A 14,570-nucleotide genomic window follows, 5' to 3' on the forward strand; every position below is an offset into this window, starting at 1 on the left:
AGCAACCTGACGGCTGGGTACGGCAGCACCGGCACCGCAGGCGCGGATAGCTCATTGATCGCCGGATATGGCAGCACTCAGACATCGGGAAGTGACAGCGCACTGACAGCGGGCTACGGCAGTACGCAAACCGCACAGGACGGCAGCAACCTGACCGCCGGATACGGCAGCACCGGCACGGCAGGTTCCGACAGCTCGTTGATCGCCGGTTACGGCAGCACGCAAACCTCTGGAGGCGACAGTTCGCTCACTGCGGGCTATGGCAGTACGCAAACCGCACAGGAAGGCAGCAATCTGACCGCCGGATACGGCAGCACCGGCACGGCAGGTTCCGACAGCTCGTTGATCGCCGGTTACGGCAGTACGCAAACCTCGGGCAGCGGCAGTTCGCTCACTGCAGGTTACGGCAGCACCCAGACTGCCCGTGAAGGCAGCACCCTGACGGCCGGATATGGAAGTACCGGGACAGCCGGTGCCGACAGCTCGCTGATTGCCGGTTACGGCAGCACGCAAACGGCCGGCGCTGACAGTAACCTGACCGCAGGCTATGGAAGCACGGGCACCGCGGGTCATGAGAGCTTCATCATTGCGGGCTATGGAAGTACGCAGACAGCAGGCCGCAAAAGTATTCTGACCGCTGGCTACGGAAGCACTCAGACTGCCAGGGACGGTAGCGACCTGATTGCGGGCTATGGCAGTACGGGAACCGCAGGTTCGGGCAGTTCGCTGATCGCAGGGTATGGCAGCACCCAGACCGCGAGTTACAGAAGCATGCTGACCGCCGGTTATGGGAGTACTCAGACGGCCAGAGAATACAGTGACCTGGTCGCAGGTTATGGCAGCACCTCAACGGCAGGATCAAACAGTTCGCTTATCGCCGGATATGGAAGCACCCAAACGGCCAGCTTCAAAAGCATATTGACTGCCGGGTATGGCAGTACCCAGACGGCACAGGAACGCAGTGACCTGGTGACAGGCTACGGAAGCACGTCGACTGCGGGTTACTCAAGCTCCCTGATTGCTGGCTATGGCAGTACGCAGACGGCAGGCTACGAGAGCACGTTGACAGCCGGTTATGGCAGTACGCAAACCGCACAGGACAGCAGCTCGCTGACCACCGGCTACGGAAGTACTTCCACTGCGGGCTATGGAAGTTCGCTGATCGCGGGTTACGGCAGTACGCAGACGGCAGGTTACGAGAGCACGTTGACTGCGGGTTATGGCAGTACGCAAACGGCGCAGGAACGCAGTGACCTGGTTACAGGTTACGGAAGCACTTCCACCGCAGGTTATGCAAGCTCGCTGATTGCCGGTTACGGCAGCACGCAGACGGCAGGTTACGAGAGCACGTTGACAGCCGGTTATGGCAGTACGCAAACCGCGCAGGAAAAAAGCTCGCTCACCACCGGCTACGGAAGTACCTCTACCGCCGGCTATGAGAGTTCGCTGATCGCGGGCTATGGCAGTACGCAGACGGCAGGCTATAAAAGTACGCTCACGGCAGGTTATGGCAGTACCCTGACTGCCGAGCATGGAAGTTCACTGACGGCGGGGTATGGCAGTACGGCAACAGCCGGGCAGGACAGCTCATTGATCGCTGGTTATGGCAGTTCCCTGACCAGCGGAATCCGAAGTTTTCTGACGGCAGGTTACGGCAGTACGCTGATCGCCGGGCTTCGCAGTGTGTTAATTGCCGGTTATGGCAGCAGTCTCACATCTGGCATTCGCAGCACATTGACTGCGGGCTACGGCAGTAACCAGATTGCAAGTTATGGCAGCTCGTTGATTGCGGGCCATGAAAGTATTCAGGTGGCCGGACACAAAAGCATGCTTATCGCCGGCAAGGGCAGTTCGCAGACCGCAGGTTTTCGCAGCACGCTGATAGCCGGTGCAGGCAGCGTACAGCTGGCAGGTGACCGCAGCAGACTTATCGCCGGTGCAGACAGTAATCAGACGGCGGGGGACCGCAGTAAACTACTGGCCGGTAACAACAGTTACCTCACCGCTGGAGACAGAAGCAAGTTGACCGGCGGGCATGACTGCACGTTGATGGCGGGAGACCAAAGCAGACTGACCGCTGGAAAGAACAGTGTGTTGACAGCAGGCGCTCGCAGCAAACTTATTGGCAGTGAAGGTTCCACGTTATCGGCAGGAGAAGACTCCACGCTTGTTTTCAGGCTCTGGGACGGTAAGCGGTACAGACAATTGGTGGCCAGGACGGGAGAGAACGGTGTTGAAGCCGACATTCCGTATTACGTGAACGACGATGACGATATCGTCAATAAAACCGACGAGGACGATACCTGAGTCACGTAACCGGGTTATTCGTACTGAATCATCGACAGGGTACGTCGGTGCGGTTCGGGACATGATGTCCCTTTATAAACGAACCAACGGTGTACGGCACAAAGGTGCCAGGGGTAAAACCGATAAAACCTGCGTTGTTTTTTATGTGTAAGCCGCGAAACTTTATTTTTTCAATCAGGGTATTCGACCGGGCGTCAGAACTGTTACGCGGGAGCAGCACGCCGCCCCCACGAGAATCAATCATTGCAGGCGTTATGGCAGCTCGTGGCTGGCATAGAACGCGCTCAATACCTTGACCAGATGCGCCAGATCATGACTGCCAGCCAGTTCGCGAATCGAATGCATGGCGAACGTCGGCAGGCCGATGTCTACCGTGCGGATCCCCAAATGGCTGGCGGTGATTGGCCCGATAGTCGAGCCGCAGGCCATGTCGCTGCGCACCACGAAACTCTGCACCGGTACTTCTTCAGCCATGCACAGATGGCGGAAGAAACCGGCTGTTTCACTGTTTGTGGCGTAGCGCTGGTTACTGTTGACCTTGATCACCGGCCCGGCGTTGAGCTTGGGACCATGATTGGCGTCATGTTTTTCGGCGTAGTTGGGGTGTATGCCGTGGGCGTTGTCAGCCGATATCAGCAGCGATTTCTGAATGGTTCGTACATAGTCTTCGCTGCTCGGTAGCAGGCGCTGGACGATCTGTTCAAGCATTGCGCCGTCTGCGCCACAGGTCGACGACGAACCGACTTCTTCATGATCGGTGCACACCAGCAGAGCGGTTTCGTCACTTTCGCTGTTCAGCAGCGCTTGCATCCCGGCATAACACGACAGCAGGTTGTCCAGGCGTGCGCCTGCCAGGAAGTCCCCATTGAGGCCGACAACGGCGGCACTCTGTGTGTCATAGAAACTCAGCTCGTAATCGAGCACCACGTCCGCATTCAGCCCGTGTTCGCGGGCCAGTTGATCAGTCAGAAGCGCACGGAAGTCCGCGCGTTCGTCGCCAGCCACTTGCGCGAGGATCGGCGGCAGTTCGTTTTGCGCATTGATCGCCCAGCCTTCATTGGCGGTGCGGTTCAAGTGGATGGCCAGGTTGGGGATCACGGCAATCGGCAGCTTGAAGTCGATCAACTGACTTTCAACTTTGCCATCGCGGCGGAAGGTGACGCGACCTGCCAGCGACAGATCACGGTCAAACCACGGTGCCAGCAGCGCGCCGCCGTAGACTTCGACGCCCAGCTGCCAAAAGCCCTGGCGTTGCAGTTCCGGTTGCGGTTTGACCCGCAGGCACGGGCTGTCCGTGTGTGCGCCAACCATGCGAATCCCGCCGGTGAGTGGCGACTGACGGCCCATGCGGAAGGCGACGATAGAGGAGTCATTACGGGTGACGAAGTAACGACCTCCAGTTTCTATTGCCCAGGTATCACGTTCATCCAGCCGCTGAAAACCCGCAGCTTCGAAGTGTTGCACGAGGGTGGCGGTGGCGTGGAACGGGGTGGGAGAAGCCTTCAGAAAATCGATGAGGCCGTTGTTCAACTCTGCGCGCATAAATAGCTCCAGACAGCAATGGCGCGAGTTTACCCCATTGGCTCAGTCGTTGCCGCTGCCACAGAAACGCTTTTCAACCGCGGTGGCACTGACGACGCAGAGTGCGACGTTAGTGACGGCTGAGTCCTGGCGCTGATCCGGCGACCCCCGGATCAGTGACAGGGCGAAGGAACCCGACGAAGTCGGGCCGGAAACAGGAGCGGGGGGGCTTTGGTTACTTTGGCCCCATCAAAGTAACTCGCCGAGGGGCGAAAAGGTGACCTGAGTCGACCCTAAATTCACCTGAAGTCGCAGAACCGCTGTGTGACGCGGAGCGTGGGAACGATAGTCAGAGCAGCTGTATGACGCGGAGCATCTGCACGATAGCCAGCGTGTCATTCAGATCAGAAAGGCGCGGGGCACTCGAAGGTCAACCGCTCGCCGGTGCCCGGATGGGTAAAGCTCAACATGCTGGCATGCAGGCACAGGCGCGGATACGCCGCCAGCGCTTCGGGGTGGGCATACAGACCATCGCCCAGCAGCGGATGACCGATCGACAGCATGTGCACCCGCAGTTGGTGCGAGCGGCCGGTAATAGGGGTAAGTTCGACCCGGCAGTAGGTGTCGTGACGTTCGACGACTTTCCAGAATGTCAGCGCGTGTTTGCCACCCTCGTGATCCACGACATGCCGGGGCTTGGTGGGCGGGTCGTAGCGTAACGGCAGGTCGATACTGCCGCTGTCCAGCGACGGTTGACCCCAGCACAGTGCGGTATAGGCTTTTTCGGTTTCGCGATCATGAAACTGACGCGACAGTTCGCGATGCGTGTCTGCATCGCGGGCCAGCAGGATGATGCCCGACGTTTCCCAGTCCAGACGATGGACGATGCGGGCTTCGGGGAAGCCGTTTTCCTGCAGGCGGGTAATCAGGCAATCCTTGTTGTCGTCGGCGCGGCCGGGGACGGAAAGCAGCAGGGTAGGCTTATCGATTACCAGAACGGCTGCGTCCTGATAAATGATGCGGATGTTCGACAACGGCATGCAACGGCCTCGAAACGCTAAAAACGCCAACGGCGGTAAGGGCGCAGCTTCCTGAGAAGTGCGCCGATACCGCCGCAAGCGACTGCCTGATCAGCGATCTGGCAGGGTGATATTGAGTTCCAGAATCGAGCAGCTGCCTTGGCTTTCCAACGCAACCTGAACTTGATCGGACTCGATATTGACGTATTTACGGATCACTTCCACCAGCTCTTTCTGCAGTGCAGGAAGGTAGTCCGGGGTACTGCGCTGGCCGCGTTCGTGCGCAACGATGATCTGCAGACGCTCTTTCGCTACCGAGGCCGTGCTTTCTTTTTTGCGGTCACGAAAGAAGTCAAAAATATTCATTAATTACCCCCGAACAGACGTTCAAAGAATCCTTTCTTCTGCACATCCAGGAAGCGATGTTCCCGGTCTTTGCCCAGCAGGCGGTCAACGGCATCGCTGTAGGCCTGGCCAGCATCGCTCTGGTCATCGAGGATGACCGGCACGCCCTGGTTGGAGGCTTTCAGGACAGCCTGGGATTCGGGGATCACGCCGAGCAGGGTAACAGCAAGGATTTCCTTGACGTCTTCCACACCAAGCATTTCGCCCTTGCTGACACGCTCAGGGTTGTAGCGAGTCAGCAGCAGGTGTTCCTTGATCGGGTCTTCGCCGCGTTCGGCACGACGTGATTTGCTGGCCAGCAGGCCCAGCATACGGTCGGAGTCACGCACAGAGGATACTTCGGGGTTGGTCACGACGATCGCTTCATCGGCGAAATACATGGCCAGGTGAGCACCGGTCTCGATACCTGCCGGCGAATCGCAGACGATGTATTCGAACGATTCCTTCAGCTCCATGAGGACTTTTTCAACGCCCTCCTTGGTCAGTGCTTCCTTGTCACGGGTTTGGCTGGCAGCCAGCACGTACAGGCCTTCGATCTTCTTGTCCTTGATCAGCGCCTGTTGCAGGTTGGCTTCGCCATTGACCACGTTGACGAAGTCATACACGACCCGACGCTCGCAACCCATGATCAGGTCGAGGTTACGCAGGCCGACGTCGAAGTCGACGATGACTGTCTTGTGACCACGCAATGCGAGACCGGTACCGATAGCGGCGCTGGTGGTGGTCTTGCCCACACCACCCTTGCCGGATGTAACAACGAGAATCTTGGCCAAGGTGTATCACCCCTAGAGGAAAAGGACATTAAGTCCCTGAAGAGCATCTCCTGGCGCCGCGCCCGTCGAAGCATTGTGTCAATTCTGGGGTCTGATTCCGGAAAGGTAGCGTTAAGCTATTACTTTCAACTCATATACCCGCTGAAAAGCAGTGCTTGTCAGAACTTCCTGCCGCCTTCACGACGGTTTCGCGACGAATCAGAGATACTTTGAAAATTGCGGCAGTATCCGTTAAAGACGAATGATGTTCAACACATCACCTGACAGGCTGACCTGGACCGGCGAGCCCCATAGAGGGTCCCTGCGCAAGTCCTCGGAAACCTTGTATTGCCCGGCAATCGAAATCAGCTCTGCACTCAACTGCTGACAGAAGATTCGTGCTTTCGTGTCGCCTTTTATTCCCGCCAGTGCCCTGCCGCGCATTGGGCCGTACACATGGATGTTTCCATCGGCCAGAAGTTCCGCACCGGGACTGACCGGCGCAACCACAACCAGATCGCCGCCCTGGGCATAAATCTGCTGACCGCCGCGCACCGGAGCGGTTATCACGCGGGTCGGCTTGATGAGCGGTTCGGGTGGTTTTTCCGGGATCTTTTTCGGCGCTTCGACTTCAATCGGGTCGATTACGCGCTCACGTGCGCCGGACGGCGGCAGCACCGGAAGATCAACGGCAATGGCTGCAGCGATGTCTTCGATGCGGTTGGCACGGATCGCCAGGGTGCGCAGACCGTGCTGGCGACAGATACGCACCAGCCCGGGGAGATCCACCGGGCCTTCGTTCGGCGCGAGTTTGTCCAGAGCCAGGATCAACGGCGTATTGCTGAAGAAGTTGGGGGCTTGTGCCACTTTCGCCGCCAGTTGCCTGTCGAGCGCTTCAAGGTTGGTCCGGGCCAGCTCCATCACAGTGATGGCGAGCATGCTGCCCTTGAGCTGAAATACAGGTTCCGGGTTTTGCGATTCAATCTGGCTCATGGTTGATATACACAACAGCTTGTCGCTAAAAGTGCCGAGACTTATAGCGAGAACGCCCGCGAGCCGCAAGCAGGTAGAACCGTTGTAGAATGCGCGGCCTTTGTTCTGACGGAAGCCCAAATGGATCGCCCGCGCTTTAAAGCCAGTTTCCTTCACCCCCGTTTCTGGCCGTTGTGGCTGGGGCTGGGGCTTTTATGGCTGGTTGTCCAGTTGCCGTTTCGCGCCCTGCTGGCCATCGGTCGGGCATTGGGTGCGGTCATGTACCGAGTGGCCACTGATCGAAAAAATATCGCGTCACGCAATCTTGAGCTGTGTTTTCCTCATATGTCCGCCGCCGAGCGCAAGCGTCTGCTCAAGGAAAACTTCGCCTCCACCGGGATCGCCTTCTTCGAGATGGCCATGAGCTGGTGGTGGTCGAAAAAACGTCTGGCCAGACTTGCTCATGTCGAAGGGCTCGAGCACCTGCAGAATGCTCAGGAGAAAGGCGAGGGCGTGATTCTGATGGCGCTGCACTTCACCACGCTGGAGATCGGTGCGGCACTGCTGGGCCAGCAACACACCATCGACGGCATGTACCGCGAACACAAGAGCCCACTGTTCGATTTCGTCCAGCGTCGCGGACGCGAGCGGCACAACCTTGATTCGCTGGCTGTAGAGCGCGATGACGTGCGCGGCATGCTCAAGTTGCTGCGTGCCGGCCGGGCCATCTGGTATGCACCGGATCAGGACTATGGCGCTAAACAGAGCATCTTTGTGCCGCTGTTCGGCATTCAGGCCGCGACCGTGACCGCTACCAGCAAATTTGCGCGTCTGGGCCGTGCTCAAGTGGTGCCGTTCACTCAGCAGCGTCTGGCTGACGGCAGCGGTTACAGGCTGGTGATTCACCCACCGCTGCAGGATTTTCCGGGTGAGAGCGACGAAGCCGATTGCTTGCGTATCAATCAATGGGTAGAAAGTGCTATCACTGAATGCCCGGAACAGTATCTTTGGGCGCATCGGCGCTTCAAGAGTCGACCGGCTGGCGAACCGAAGCTATATAACAAACGTAGATAAAAAAGCGTCGTTGACCATCGAGGCCAGTTGTAGATGCCAGATACCGCAGTAGTGACCCAGGCTGTAACCGAAGTCGAGCCCGTGACCGGGCTTATTTTGTCAGGTGGCGGTGCGCGTGCTGCGTATCAGGTTGGCGTACTTGCAGGCATTGCCGACTTGCTGCCGCCCGGTTCTCCCAATCCCTTTCCGGTCATTGTCGGTACGTCAGCCGGGGCAATCAACGCGGTGAAACTGGCCAGCGGCGCGCTGCACTTTCGCATTGCCATTCACCAGTTGACCGAGTTCTGGCAGTCGTTCCGCAGCCATCAGGTGCTGCGTAGCGACTGGTCTGGTGTGATTCATCAGGCCAGCCGTTTTTTCGGCCGCAGCCTGATGGGCTTCGGGCGAAATATCCCGGTTGCCTTACTCAATAGCTCGCCTCTGCGTGAACTGCTCAATGAGCGGCTGGACCTGTCCGGGATCGAGGCCGCCATTGATGCCCATCACCTGCGCGCCGTGGCGGTAACAGCCTTTGGCTATGAATCAGGGCAGGCAGTCACGTTCTATCAGGGCCGCGGCACCATCGAGCCCTGGCTGCGTCATCGACGTATCGGCCGCCCGACTCAGCTGACCGTGGATCACCTGCTTGCCAGTTCGGCCATTCCCTTGCTGTTCGCCCCCGTAATGCTGGATCAGGAATACTTTGGTGACGGTGCCGTGCGTCAGTCGGCACCGATCAGTCCAGCGCTGCACCTGGGCGCCAATCGTGTTCTGGTCGTAGGCGTGAGTGGCAATCCGCGCGGGCTGAAAACCGAAAGGCCGGCACCGCGTGCGCCAATCGGCATACAGCCAAGTCTGGCGCAGATCAGCGGCCACATGCTCAACAGCACCTTCATCGATAATCTGGAAAGCGATATCGAGTTGCTGGAGCGCTTGAACATGGCCAGCGCGTTGCTGCCTTGCGATCAGATCAGGCAGCCGGGTATGGAGCCGGTGGAAGTGCTGGTGATTTCCCCAAGCCGCCCGCTGGACGAAATCGCTGCCCGGCACCGCCGTGAACTTCCGCCTGCATTGCGCACGTTCCTGCGCGGGCCGGGCGCGACCAAAAGCAGTGGCGCCAGTGTCCTGAGCTATCTGTTGTTCGAATCGGGTTATTGCAGCGAACTGATCGAATTGGGCCGACACGATGCGATTGCCCAGGGTGCGGAACTGAAAAGGTTCCTGCGCCTCACATGACGCCTCCACGGCAGGAGCCAATCCTGCCGTGGGACGCGCTTCTACCTCAGTCGCCGAACCTGCAGGTTGCCACAAGGCGGGCCGCTCAATTGCTCTCCGGTTTCGAGACTGAACACCGAGAAGTGCAGGGGACAGGTAATGGATCGGCGTTTCTCGTTGACCACTCCATGCTCCAGCCACCCCTCACGATGCGGGCAACTACTCGGTACCAGGTATTGCTCCTGGCCGATATGCACGGTGAACGTGTCGGGACGACGAAACTCAGCAGGCTCGTTCAAGGTTGGCCTCCTTGTTGAAGTGCTTGAGTCGGCGAGCTTTCTCTACGGCCAGGTCGAATGCCAGATTGGTGATCTCGCGCCCCATGCAGATGCCTCGCCAGGCTTTCACCGGGGCCAGATCACCGCTGACGTCCATGGCCTTGAGCAGGCGCTGCCCCTCGATGGCATGGAAAACGTCGATATGAACGTGTTCGGAGTAGTAGGTATGAGCCTGGATCTGCAATCGCTCGCAGAGCTGGGTGTAACACTCGAAAAAGAACGGCACCACGGTCTCGAAGTAGGTAATGACCCCGGCAAACCATGATGGATCATCCGCGCGCATGGCCAGCCAGCAGAACATGTTGGGAAAGGTGAAACCGGCACTGGAGTTGGCCTCCACATAGAATTGCAGGTCCAGCGGCATGTCCAGTTCGCGCAGCAGGTCCTGATACAGCGTGGTATGCGAGCGCTTGAGGTTTCCCGAGCCAAACTCGTCGATCATCATGCGCAGCATGGGCATTTGCGCGGGCAGGCTGAGCCTGGGCATCAAATGATAGAAAACCTGCGCTTCGGTCAGACCATCCAACGCAAACTCCTGAACCAGAATCCGAAACTCATCGAGCGTCATGTCGCTGCCGACATAGTGCGCGCTGGGCGGCACTTCGCTGCTCTCCAGCTCGACCAGTTCGGCCAGCATCCTGCGCAGACCAGCAAGATCACCAGGAACATCCGCGGTCATGCTGCGTTCGATGGCGTCGTCGATCCAGCGCTGCTCGAATGCCAGGAGTTCCTGTGGGATAGGCACGAGTTTTTCGATAAGTGCACGATTGGCCAGAAACAGTTGTTTTTGCATGTTTTCCATTAAGCAGCCTCCTCGGTCATAACCCGGTCGCTGTCGATCACGCCACGGGCTTTAAGCTCGCGCTTGACCTGGGCGTACCAGTCGGACGCACTCAGCAGATACCGTTCATTGAGCGTCGCGATTTCCTGACTGAGCGCTGGCTGTTGGCGGTCAGCCGCTTGCCGACAGAGCAGCGGTTCCAGGTTGGCGAGGGACACCACGTTGCCGTCGGACTCCAGTTCGCCAGCCAGCTGCATTTCCCAGCCGATAAAGTAGTCGACGCCCTGTTGCCGAATGGCATCCACCTGATCCTGCGAGCGAGGCATGGATGGCGAGTCCTTGAGGCCAATCACCCTGGGTAACTGCGCGATGGCTTCGAGGGTGGCGAAGGTCTTCTCGTTGCCTGACAGGGCGGCCTCGTTGTACATGAAGATATCCAGACGGGTCGCGTCATGAATGGTCTGGTAATGGTCGATGATCACCTGCTGACTGATACCGGGTGTAAACGGCGAGGTGAACATCACCGCTTGCGCGCCGGCATCCTGAGCCATCAGGGCAAAGTCCAGTACCTCCTGCGTCGAACTGCGCTCAATCCCGGCGATGACCAGCTTGTCGCCTGCGTGGCGTAGGGTCAGCTCCAGCATCTGTAGCCACTGCTGGCGCGACAGCCGCCAGCCTTCTCCGGAGGTCAGGCATGGAATGTAGCCGTCGACGTGGGCTGCGAGGCTGCTCAAAAGACGTTCAAGACTGGTTTCGCAGACCTGCGCCTGTTCGTTCAGAGGCGTTACCAGCGGCACCAGAATGGTTTTACCAGACATGTTCAAAGTCCTCGTTGCGGATCACCATGGCACTCGACTGGTCATAGAGACGTTGCAACATCTCCGGGAACGCAGGCTGTCTGACGGGGCTTTCGAACGGCTGCAGGAAAGGCTGCAGGACGTGCAGGCGCAGCAGCTCCGGATCGTGGGTATAAAACGGGATTTCCTGCTCCAGTACCTGCGCCGCCAGCAGTTTCTTTTCGACGGGCAGGCCTTTGAGCAGTGTGTCCGTCGCGGCGCGCTGGAGTATGTATTCGCTGCAGCCCTGGCGCTGGATGGCCATGTCAGTGTGCAGTACATCCATGAACGGGTAGTACACGTCCTGCAAGGCACGGCTTTTCTTCCAGATAATGGCGTCGCAAATGCCTATCTGGGCGAAATTCATCTGCACGCTGCTTTCGTAGAACCGGGAAAAGAAGCCCAGGGATTTGTCACGCACACCTGGATCGGCGTGGTGCATGCCCATGAACACTGTTGCGTCGATCATTGGCAGGTCGAAGTCAGACATGGAAGTTCTCCAGTGCCTTGGCGATGACCTGAACCGCAGCCGCGAATTCGTCCGGTTTGCGTGCCAGTGCCAGACGTATGTAACGCTGGCCTTTTTCGGGCTGGCTCCAGTAGAAATATTTGCCCGGCAGCACGTACACGTCCCATTGCAGCAGATAAGCCTGCAACTCATCGGCGTTAATGCCAGTGGGCAGAATCTCGAACCACGCCACGCTGGTGTCGATCATCGGTTCCACATACTGCAAAACCCTGCCCTCAAGACCCGCCCGGGCCATGCGGCGGTTGACGTCCAGCACCGAACGCACGGAGTTGAAGTCATCGTCGTTGCTGTCCTCGATGTAGCGGGTAACCACATTGAGGATGAATGGCGAGACGTTCAAAAGGACGCTGGTGACGATGCTGTAGATATCGGCGTTGATGTCCTGGCTGGCCATGAGGGTGGCGCATTTGGTGTCTTGTAGCGGCCAGGTCTTGCCAGTGTCTTCCATGACCAGGTATTGCGTGCCGATATCGTCGAGAATCGCGTAGGCGTCCACGCGTTCCCGACCGGCCGCCTTGAAGAACGAGGCGAAACAGAAATCGAGTATCAGCAGTTTGTTGTAATCGCGGCAGTATCTGGCCACTTCGACGAACGTATCCGGTCCGCCGGCAAACAGGCTGGAACCGGTCGGGTTATTGGGATCGACCAGAAAGATCGCATCCAGCCCGATGGCCGCTTTCTGCAAGTTTGCGTACACCTCGGTCGATGAGGTGAACAGGCTTTCATCGAGTGCCGACATGGGCACTTCCATGTGTTTCAAGAGATCGTGCAGGTTGTCGAAGCAAGGCTCGATCAGCCCGACACTCATGTTCTGTTTGCGCAGGTAGGTCGCGGTAATGTGCATGGCGATGGACGCTGCGTAGACGAGATAGATTTCGTCGTGGCGTTTCAGCGCATGGTGCTGGCCATGGAAGGTGAAAAAGGCATGAATGAAGGCCTGCTCACTCTGGTATTGGGTCTGGTTCTGCGCCTGATACCACAGCTCGGGCAGGCTGGCGACGATCATGCGCTGAGTGTCGCTCTGATCCTGATGAGTGTGCGCATCGGCCAGGTTGAAACGGGTTTTGAGGGCAGAGATTTCGTGTTGGGTAATATCGTCCAGAACAGGAACCGCGTTCAAGGTGTCGATACCGGCATATAGACTGTTCATACCATTATCCCTATGGAGTCATTATTGTTTGGGGCGCAGCCGTCCTGGATATCCAGAACGCCCAAGCAGATTTCCTTATTTTTGGCTGAAATAACACTGTACCTAAGTGCAAATAACAGAATGTTATATTTCAAGGTATGGACCTGTTCTTAGGTACAGTAGATTTACCGTTTGAAATACGCGATGCTTCACACTGGTTGTGCAAGGTGGAGTTTATATGTCGAGCGGGTTTGAGTTTCAGTTAGCCAGTTACACGACGATGCCCGTTACGTTGCTGGAAACGCTATATTCCATGCGCAAGAAGATTTTTTCAGATCGGCTTGAGTGGAAAGTTCGTGTGAGTCATGCATTTGAATTTGATGAATACGACAATGCCAATACCACTTACCTTGTCGGAAGCTGGAACGGGGTTCCGCTGGCCGGACTAAGGCTGATCAACACCTGTGATCCCTACATGCTGGAAGGCCCATTCCGCAGTTTTTTTGACTGCCCTGCGCCCAAAAATGCTGCCATGGCGGAGTCGAGTCGGTTCTTTGTCGACACGGCTCGGGCACGCTCGTTGGGTATTCTGCACGCACCACTGACCGAAATGCTGCTGTTCTCCATGCACAACCATGCTGCGTTGTCCGGTTTGCAATCGATCATCACGGTGGTCAGCAAGGCAATGGCGCGGATCGTGCGCAAGTCCGGATGGGAGCACCATGTGCTGTCGACCGGTGAAGCATCGCCAGGCGAGACAGTGCTGCTGCTGGAGATGCCGGTGACGGCCGACAACCATCAGCGGCTGCTCGGGAATATTGCCCTCAGACAGCCTGTTACGGATGACCTGCTGCGTTGGCCGATAGCGCTTGGCGTGTCAGACCCCGCACCGCCAGCCTGCATGCACAGCGCTGCCTGAGTCAGACCATGCCCATGTTGATTGCTTTGTAGACTGCCTGCTTGGCAGTGCGCACTTCGAGCTTGCTGGAGACGTTGGACATGTGAAACTTCACGGTGCGTTCCGAGATGGAAAATATTTCAGCGATTTCGCTGTACGACTTGCCCATGGCCACCCATTTCAACACACCTGTTTCGCGGGTGGACAACTTGCACTGGGTGGGCTGCGGAAAGAGTTCATGGGGCGCTCGGGTCTTGATCAAACGGTCATGGAAGCGGATGAGACTCATCTGGATATCGGCGGCCTTTTCGCGGATTCGCTGATCGAAATCATTCTGCTGCCGGGCATTGCAAAGACTCAGTGCGGCAAAAAGCCCGCTGGCATCGTGCAGGGTGAAAGTGGCCCCCGAGGACAGTTGATATTTGGCCGATCGTTTCAGGAAATCGTCGGTCTCGACGCCTTGAGCGGCATTGCGGGCCTCTCTCCAGAAGAATGGCGTAATGCTATGCCAGGCATGTTTGATGATGGGGTCAATGAGGTGATAGTTTGAGGCTACATAAGATTTCAGCCAGGAGTCGGGGTAATTGGACAAAATGACGGGTTTGACATTACGCGTCTTGGGCGTGGAAAAGTAGGCATAAGTGAAATCGCCAATGTGGTGCAGATCGTTTTCAAAGTCTTCGATCAGTTGACGGAGCGGGGCGGGGGCCCCGTTTATCTTCAACGGTGGGCAGTCAAGTTGGGCTTTCACGGTACGAACCTCCATGTAATACCTTGTTTATTGTTTTGTTCTCGGCCTGGCTGTACTCATTATC

General features: G+C 57.6%; 15 protein-coding genes. 4 read left to right on the forward strand and 11 right to left on the reverse strand.

Features of this window, described 5'->3' with window-relative positions; all coding sequences use genetic code 11:
* Positions 1-2,307, forward strand: a 2,307-nt coding sequence (locus RYC17_RS06840; RefSeq protein WP_316902667.1) for an Ice nucleation protein, incomplete at its 5' end; no start/stop codon positions are given.
* 252 nt (positions 2,308-2,559) lie between these two features.
* Here RYC17_RS06840 and RYC17_RS06845 read toward each other — a convergent pair.
* The 5 genes from RYC17_RS06845 to minC all read right to left on the reverse strand — a co-directional run bounded on the left by RYC17_RS06845 (position 2,560) and on the right by minC (position 6,997).
* Complete coding sequence (locus tag RYC17_RS06845) at positions 2,560-3,849, reverse strand: M18 family aminopeptidase (protein WP_002552650.1); 1,290 nt, start codon at positions 3,847-3,849, stop codon at positions 2,560-2,562.
* A gap of 383 nt (positions 3,850-4,232) precedes the next feature.
* Positions 4,233-4,868 carry an RluA family pseudouridine synthase gene (locus RYC17_RS06850; protein ID WP_004657795.1) on the reverse strand — a complete coding sequence of 212 codons (636 nt, stop codon included), beginning with the start codon at positions 4,866-4,868 and terminating at the stop codon, positions 4,233-4,235.
* A gap of 90 nt (positions 4,869-4,958) precedes the next feature.
* Positions 4,959-5,213 (reverse strand): cell division topological specificity factor MinE, encoded by a 255-nt coding sequence (gene minE / locus RYC17_RS06855; protein WP_002552653.1) that lies wholly within the window; start codon positions 5,211-5,213, stop codon positions 4,959-4,961.
* Positions 5,213-6,025 carry a septum site-determining protein MinD gene (gene minD, locus RYC17_RS06860; protein WP_002552654.1) on the reverse strand — a complete coding sequence of 271 codons (813 nt, stop codon included), beginning with the start codon at positions 6,023-6,025 and terminating at the stop codon, positions 5,213-5,215. Before minD ends, minE begins: the two co-directional genes overlap by 1 nt.
* A gap of 231 nt (positions 6,026-6,256) precedes the next feature.
* Entirely contained in the window at positions 6,257-6,997 is a 741-nt protein-coding gene (gene minC / locus RYC17_RS06865) for a septum site-determining protein MinC (protein WP_002552655.1), read from the reverse strand.
* Positions 6,998-7,117: 120 nt separating this feature from the next.
* Between minC and RYC17_RS06870 the strand changes: the two genes are divergently transcribed.
* On the forward strand, positions 7,118-8,050 hold the full coding sequence (locus RYC17_RS06870) for a lipid A biosynthesis lauroyl acyltransferase (protein ID WP_122281464.1): 933 nt from the start codon (positions 7,118-7,120) through the stop codon (positions 8,048-8,050).
* A gap of 33 nt (positions 8,051-8,083) precedes the next feature.
* Positions 8,084-9,265, forward strand: coding sequence for a patatin-like phospholipase family protein (locus tag RYC17_RS06875; protein ID WP_002552657.1), 1,182 nt, complete (start codon positions 8,084-8,086; stop codon positions 9,263-9,265).
* A 41-nt stretch (positions 9,266-9,306) separates the two neighbouring features.
* Here the strand turns inward: RYC17_RS06875 and RYC17_RS06880 are convergent, their stop codons facing one another.
* From RYC17_RS06880 to RYC17_RS06900, 5 genes are read right to left on the reverse strand one after another with little or no spacing between them, the layout of a single operon-like run.
* A complete protein-coding gene (locus RYC17_RS06880; RefSeq protein ID WP_002552658.1) occupies positions 9,307-9,543 on the reverse strand; it encodes a Rieske (2Fe-2S) protein in 237 nt (78 codons plus the stop codon).
* A complete protein-coding gene (locus tag RYC17_RS06885) occupies positions 9,527-10,384 on the reverse strand; it encodes an iron-containing redox enzyme family protein (RefSeq protein ID WP_122281462.1) in 858 nt (285 codons plus the stop codon). Before RYC17_RS06885 ends, RYC17_RS06880 begins: the two co-directional genes overlap by 17 nt.
* Entirely contained in the window at positions 10,384-11,181 is a 798-nt protein-coding gene (locus tag RYC17_RS06890) for a dihydrodipicolinate synthase family protein (protein WP_316902668.1), read from the reverse strand. The genes RYC17_RS06885 and RYC17_RS06890 overlap by 1 nt, the downstream gene beginning before the upstream one ends.
* On the reverse strand, positions 11,171-11,689 hold the full coding sequence (locus tag RYC17_RS06895; RefSeq protein ID WP_058401660.1) for a DUF6190 family protein: 519 nt from the start codon (positions 11,687-11,689) through the stop codon (positions 11,171-11,173). The genes RYC17_RS06890 and RYC17_RS06895 overlap by 11 nt, the downstream gene beginning before the upstream one ends.
* Positions 11,682-12,878 (reverse strand): aminotransferase class I/II-fold pyridoxal phosphate-dependent enzyme, encoded by a 1,197-nt coding sequence (locus RYC17_RS06900; protein ID WP_122258284.1) that lies wholly within the window; start codon positions 12,876-12,878, stop codon positions 11,682-11,684. Before RYC17_RS06900 ends, RYC17_RS06895 begins: the two co-directional genes overlap by 8 nt.
* 217 nt (positions 12,879-13,095) lie before the next feature.
* Between RYC17_RS06900 and RYC17_RS06905 the strand changes: the two genes are divergently transcribed.
* A complete protein-coding gene (locus RYC17_RS06905) occupies positions 13,096-13,776 on the forward strand; it encodes an acyl-homoserine-lactone synthase (RefSeq protein ID WP_058408944.1) in 681 nt (226 codons plus the stop codon).
* 1 nt (position 13,777) lies between these two features.
* Here the strand turns inward: RYC17_RS06905 and RYC17_RS06910 are convergent, their stop codons facing one another.
* Positions 13,778-14,521 carry a helix-turn-helix transcriptional regulator gene (locus RYC17_RS06910; RefSeq protein ID WP_057422269.1) on the reverse strand — a complete coding sequence of 248 codons (744 nt, stop codon included), beginning with the start codon at positions 14,519-14,521 and terminating at the stop codon, positions 13,778-13,780.
* Positions 14,522-14,570 lie beyond the last annotated feature (49 nt).

It is taken from the genome of Pseudomonas syringae group sp. J248-6 (assembly GCF_032586995.1).
Classification (GTDB): domain Bacteria; phylum Pseudomonadota; class Gammaproteobacteria; order Pseudomonadales; family Pseudomonadaceae; genus Aquipseudomonas; species Aquipseudomonas amygdali.

Excerpts from the sequence above, each read along its gene's own strand:
- RYC17_RS06845 (WP_002552650.1), bottom strand. The coding sequence starts at position 3,849 with ATGCGCGCAGAGTTGAACAACGGCCTCATCGATTTTCTGAAGGCTTCT.
- RYC17_RS06850 (WP_004657795.1), bottom strand. The coding sequence starts at position 4,868 with ATGCCGTTGTCGAACATCCGCATCATTTATCAGGACGCAGCCGTTCTG.
- minE (WP_002552653.1), bottom strand. The coding sequence starts at position 5,213 with ATGAATATTTTTGACTTCTTTCGTGACCGCAAAAAAGAAAGCACGGCC.
- minC (WP_002552655.1), bottom strand. The coding sequence starts at position 6,997 with ATGAGCCAGATTGAATCGCAAAACCCGGAACCTGTATTTCAGCTCAAG.
- RYC17_RS06870 (WP_122281464.1), top strand. The coding sequence starts at position 7,118 with ATGGATCGCCCGCGCTTTAAAGCCAGTTTCCTTCACCCCCGTTTCTGG.
- RYC17_RS06875 (WP_002552657.1), top strand. The coding sequence starts at position 8,084 with ATGCCAGATACCGCAGTAGTGACCCAGGCTGTAACCGAAGTCGAGCCC.
- RYC17_RS06885 (WP_122281462.1), bottom strand. The coding sequence starts at position 10,384 with ATGGAAAACATGCAAAAACAACTGTTTCTGGCCAATCGTGCACTTATC.
- RYC17_RS06890 (WP_316902668.1), bottom strand. The coding sequence starts at position 11,181 with ATGTCTGGTAAAACCATTCTGGTGCCGCTGGTAACGCCTCTGAACGAA.
- RYC17_RS06895 (WP_058401660.1), bottom strand. The coding sequence starts at position 11,689 with ATGTCTGACTTCGACCTGCCAATGATCGACGCAACAGTGTTCATGGGC.
- RYC17_RS06900 (WP_122258284.1), bottom strand. The coding sequence starts at position 12,878 with ATGAACAGTCTATATGCCGGTATCGACACCTTGAACGCGGTTCCTGTT.
- RYC17_RS06905 (WP_058408944.1), top strand. The coding sequence starts at position 13,096 with ATGTCGAGCGGGTTTGAGTTTCAGTTAGCCAGTTACACGACGATGCCC.
- RYC17_RS06910 (WP_057422269.1), bottom strand. The coding sequence starts at position 14,521 with ATGGAGGTTCGTACCGTGAAAGCCCAACTTGACTGCCCACCGTTGAAG.